Here is a 4,794-nt window from a genome sequence, read left to right as displayed (position 1 = left end):
GTGATAGGTAAAGAATAAGCGTTTGATAAGAGTAATATAGGCATTGAATTCACTTGATAATTATTTTCAAATCTGTACAATACGAGGTATATATTTATGACAATTTTTGGTGCATATGACGGGGGTAAATAGAGATGAAAAGCTTTGTTCGACAATTAGAAATGCTTGTGATTTTAGGGGGAGCACTGCTTTTATCTGGTTGTAAAATTGATGTTATACAGCCATCAGGTTATGTTGCACGTCAACAGCTCATTTTGATAGTTGTTTGTGTGGTGGTGATGCTTTGTGTTGTCATCCCAGTTATGGTGAGTGTGGTATTTTTAGCTATAAAATATCGTGCATCGAATATGAAAGCGGACTATTCTCCTGATTGGGCGCATTCAAATAAAATTGAAGCGTTGATGTGGGGTATTCCAATTGTAATTGTAATGGTTTTAGGTTCATTAACAGCTTATTATACTTATAAGCTGGAACCTACAAATCCTCTCCCAGTGGAAGTTGTAGGTGAAGGAAAGCCATTACAGATAGATGCCGTTTCTCTTGATTGGAAATGGCTTTTTATTTATCCTGAATATGGTGTTGCATCGATTAATGAGATTTATGCACCTGAAGGGCGTCAAGTTTTATTGCAATTGACGTCAGAGAATTCTGTCAATGCTTTTTGGGTCCCCAAACTGGGTACAGTTCTTTACGCTATGCCGCAGATGAATGCTAAGTTGCATTTGGTCGCTGAAGAGCAAGGAGTATTCAAAGGAACCTCAGCAAATTACAGTGGTGATGGTTTTTCGAGTATGCGGTTTAAGTGGCATTCTGTGTCTTTGCAGGACTTTGAGGATTGGATTGTAAAAGCTCGGGCTAATGGTCGAGTACTTGATCGTGCATCTTATCGTCAACTTTCTATTGCGCCTCGTATGGGTGATATTGCTGCGAAGAAAAAAGATGCTGAAGTTCGTTATTTTGCACCTGTGGAGAAGCGCCTTTACTATCGTGTTGTTAATCGATGTGTCGATGAAAATACGGTATGTAATGAGGATTTAATGAAACGTGCTGCTGCTCAGACGCTATGGGGTGCACTATGTTCAGTATTTGATCCTGATGTTATTTAAAGAATCAGTAAAGAAAGAGCCCTTTTAACATAAGGTTTCTTTTAAACTTGAATTTCATTTGAAATGGGTTGAGAAATGTTTGGAAGACTTACAGATCCTACGGCAGGTGCTTTTCATGCACTTGCACATGAGCCGATCGTTTTATACACGTGTATTGCGATTGTTGTGGTTGGTTTAATTGCTGTTGTTGCTCTAACAGCACTTGGGTGGTGGGGGATTCTATGGCGAAATTGGATTACAACTGTTGACCATAAACGCATAGGCATTATGTACATAGTTCTTGGAATTATTATGCTTGTTCGCGGTTTTGCGGACGCACTCATGATGCGAACACATCAAGCTTTAGCTCTTGGGAGTGAAAGTGCAGGTTATTTGCCACCTGACCATTTTGATCAAATTTTTTCGGCGCATGGCACTATCATGATTTTTTTCATGGCTACGCCTATTTTATTTGGTCTTTTTAATTATCTTATACCGCTTCAAATTGGTGCGCGTGATGTTGCTTTTCCCTTTGCAAATAATCTAGGTTTTTGGATTACGGCTGCAGGGGCAATATTGATTAACATATCCCTAGGTGTTGGGAATTTTGGTCGTGGTGGCTGGTTGATGTATCCACCTTTTACAGAATTGCAAACGAGTCCAGATACAGGGGTAGACTATTATTTATGGTCACTTCAACTTTCTGGTATAGCGACAACAATGGGGGCGGTCAATTTTGTTGCGACTTTGATTAAGATGCGTGCTCCTGGGATGACGATGATGAGAATGCCTGTTTTTTGTTGGAGCGCTTTTGTTAGCAATGTCCTTATTTTAGTTATTTACCCTGTCTTAACTGTAGCATTTGCACTCTTGGCATGCGATCGTTATTTGGGCATGAATTTCTTTTCTAATGTTGGTGGCGGAAATCCGATGGTATGGATTAACTATGTTTGGGTTTTTGGTCATCCTGAGGTTTATGTTTTGGTTGTTCCTGCTTTTGGAATTGTTTCTGAGGTTGTATCAACTTTTTCTTCAAAACGCCTCTTTGGTTATACTTCGATGATATGGGCCATGTTGGTTATTTTGATTCTTTCGCTTCTTGTTTGGGGACATCATTTCTTCACAATGGGTGGCGGTGAAGCTGTGAATACTTTCTTTGGTATTGCGACAATGATTATTGCTGTTCCAACAGGTGTAAAAGTCTTTAATTGGCTGCTAACTATGTATAAGGGGCGGATTCGCTTTGAGCCTCCAATGCTTTGGTGCATGGGAATGATTTTTACCTTTGTTGGTGGTGGATTAACCGGTGTTTTATTATCTATTGTACCAGCTGATTGGCAGTTTCATAATTCGTTGTTTTTGGTAGCGCATTTCCATCATACAATTATTGGGGGTGTCGTTTTTGCGTACTTAGCGGGGATTGCATTTTGGTTTCCAAAAGTTTTTGGTTATAAACCAAATCGAGCATTGGGTATTGCATCTTTCTGGTGTTGGTTCATTGGTTTTTACCTTGCTTTTTTCCCAGTCTATGCACTTGGTTTAATGGGTGGTACGCGTCGTCTCCAGCATTATATGGAACCTAGTTGGCAACCGATGTTTATGATTGCTGCATTGGGTGCTTTTATTATTTTGCTTGGTATCCTTTGTTTTGTGCTGCAAGTTGTTTTGGCGATTTGGTACGGTATTAAACATAAGGGACGTTTACCTGTAACATTAAATGATTCTTGGGGTGATGCACGGACTCTTGAATGGTCTATCTCTTCACCGCCTCCTTCTTACAATTTTGCAATAGTTCCGAAAATACAGTCTGATGATGCTTATTGGAATATGAAGAAAAGTGGTTATCAACGTCCTACCAGTGGATTTACAAAAATTCATATGCCATCCAATACATCGGCTGGAATTATTGCGGGATTCTTCTCATTAGTTGTTGGTTTTGCGCTTGTCTGGCATATTTGGTGGCTTGTTGCGGTCGGCTTGATTGGTTTTATTGCAACGCTTGTGTGTCATTCATTAACAGGTGACCATCATGGTTATTATATTCCGGCTGAAGAAGTACAAAAAACTGAAGATGCCTTTACAGCTGTTCTTAAAGAACAAGGAGTGACAGTATGAGTGCAGTAACAATGAATAAAGTGAGTGCTGTGGATGAACATCACCACGATAATAGTTCGGTAATGACGTTTGGTTTTTGGGTCTATATTCTCTCAGATTTGATCCTGTTTTCGACACTTTTTTCAAGTTTTGCTGTTTTTTCTGCTTCTTATGGTGGTGGTAAGGCGGGCAATGAGTTTATTGATTTAAAATTTGTTTTGGTTGAGACTGCTTTCTTGTTGTTTTCATCCGTCACTTATGGTTTTACAATGGTACAAGCACATAAAAATAACATCAGTGGTGTGCGTTTATGGATGGCTATTACCTTTGTATTTGGGTGTTGCTTCATTGGTATGGAACTTTACGAATTTCATGAACTTTTGGGTGAGGTCTTTTATTACGATCCAAATGCTTATGCTGGTATTGATCCTGCGACGGGTTTACAGCTTTTTGGACGGGAGATTCTCTCTGCTTATTGGTCAGCATTTTTTGCTTTGGTTGGCACCCATGGACTTCACGTAAGTGTTGGTCTTCTTTGGATGGTTGTGATGTTTTTTCATCTTCGTCGTAATGGCTTGGATCAGAACAATAAAACACGTTTAGCATGCCTTTCCATTTTTTGGCATTTACTTGATATTGTATGGGTTGGTGTTTTCACCATGGTTTATCTATTAGGAGCGTTGTGATGAGCATGCAAAATGAAACACATGGTCCCAGTACTGGTTCCTATTTGGTCGGCTTTATTCTGGCTGTATTTTTCACCCTAGGTTCTTTTGTTCCTGTGATGTATGGAATGATGGAAAGTTGGGCAGTTAGTACAAAAGTTGTGTATCTTATTGGGATGGCTATCATTCAGATTATAGTACAAATTGTTTTCTTTTTGCACTTGAACTCTGGTCCAGATGCCAAGTGGAATTTAAGCGCATTGTGGTTTGCTGCTATTTGCGTTTTTGTTATTATTGGGGGAACTTGGTGGGCTATCTCTCATTTGAATTATAATATGATGGGTGGTTCAGGACGTGTTATTGAACCGGAAATATCAAGTAGAGATGGTTCTTCAGTATCTGAGCAGTTATCAAACAAAGATATATCCGTAAGAAAACAGCCAGAAAAGATACAGGGCTCAGAAATGCCTATGGAGCAGGGGGGGCTAAGTACGCAGTCTCCTGTGGAGTAGTTGTTAGAAATATCTGTGGGAGCTGATGCGGCATGTATCAGCTCTTACAAGAAATTCGTAGGATATTAAAGAGAGGGGTAGGTACAAGATATCAGTGGAATGAGTATCATGATTTTGAATGTACTTTTATTTTAAAAGAGAAATTCCATGGAGTATTTAGTCAAGCCTTAATTTTTGAGATAAATAGCTGTTTGTAGGATATACAAAAAGTGATATTTATACAATTTACTACAAAGAAAGAGAATGTGAGAAACAAGTTTTTATGTTGTGTGAGATAAAAGCTACGAGGCGGTAACGTTTTTATGATTTACAGGATTTATATTAAAGATAGCATTAAAGTTATTTGTAATAATAATATGCCATTGAAATCAAAAATTTAGAGAATAATCAGAAAACTTAATGAAAACCGTTGCAATGACAGTTATTGGTGCTGGTTCT

4 protein-coding genes are annotated in these 4,794 nt (G+C 38.8%); all 4 read left to right on the top strand.

The window, feature by feature from the left end; genetic code table 11:
• The first annotated feature begins 134 nt into the window (after window positions 1–134).
• Window positions 135–1,106 (top strand): ubiquinol oxidase subunit II, encoded by a 972-nt coding sequence (cyoA, locus tag ACFIKE_RS08270; RefSeq protein ID WP_273787465.1) that lies wholly within the window; start codon window positions 135–137, stop codon window positions 1,104–1,106.
• Between the two features lie 75 nt (window positions 1,107–1,181).
• Window positions 1,182–3,200, top strand: coding sequence for a cytochrome o ubiquinol oxidase subunit I (cyoB, locus tag ACFIKE_RS08265; RefSeq protein ID WP_375619283.1), 2,019 nt, complete (start codon window positions 1,182–1,184; stop codon window positions 3,198–3,200).
• The gene (locus ACFIKE_RS08260; protein WP_375619284.1) at window positions 3,197–3,865 is read left to right on the top strand and encodes a cytochrome (ubi)quinol oxidase subunit III; all 669 of its coding nucleotides are present in this window, start codon (window positions 3,197–3,199) and stop codon (window positions 3,863–3,865) included. Before cyoB ends, ACFIKE_RS08260 begins: the two co-directional genes overlap by 4 nt.
• A gap of 5 nt (window positions 3,866–3,870) precedes the next feature.
• The gene (gene cyoD, locus ACFIKE_RS08255) at window positions 3,871–4,356 is read left to right on the top strand and encodes a cytochrome o ubiquinol oxidase subunit IV (RefSeq protein WP_375649211.1); all 486 of its coding nucleotides are present in this window, start codon (window positions 3,871–3,873) and stop codon (window positions 4,354–4,356) included.
• Window positions 4,357–4,794 lie beyond the last annotated feature (438 nt).

The organism is Bartonella sp. MU70NMGDW (assembly GCF_042194085.1).
In the GTDB taxonomy this organism is placed as follows: Bacteria; Pseudomonadota; Alphaproteobacteria; order Rhizobiales; family Rhizobiaceae; genus Bartonella; species Bartonella grahamii.
Note: the sequence above shows the minus strand (reverse complement) of the source record. Positions and strands in the feature narration are given on the sequence as shown.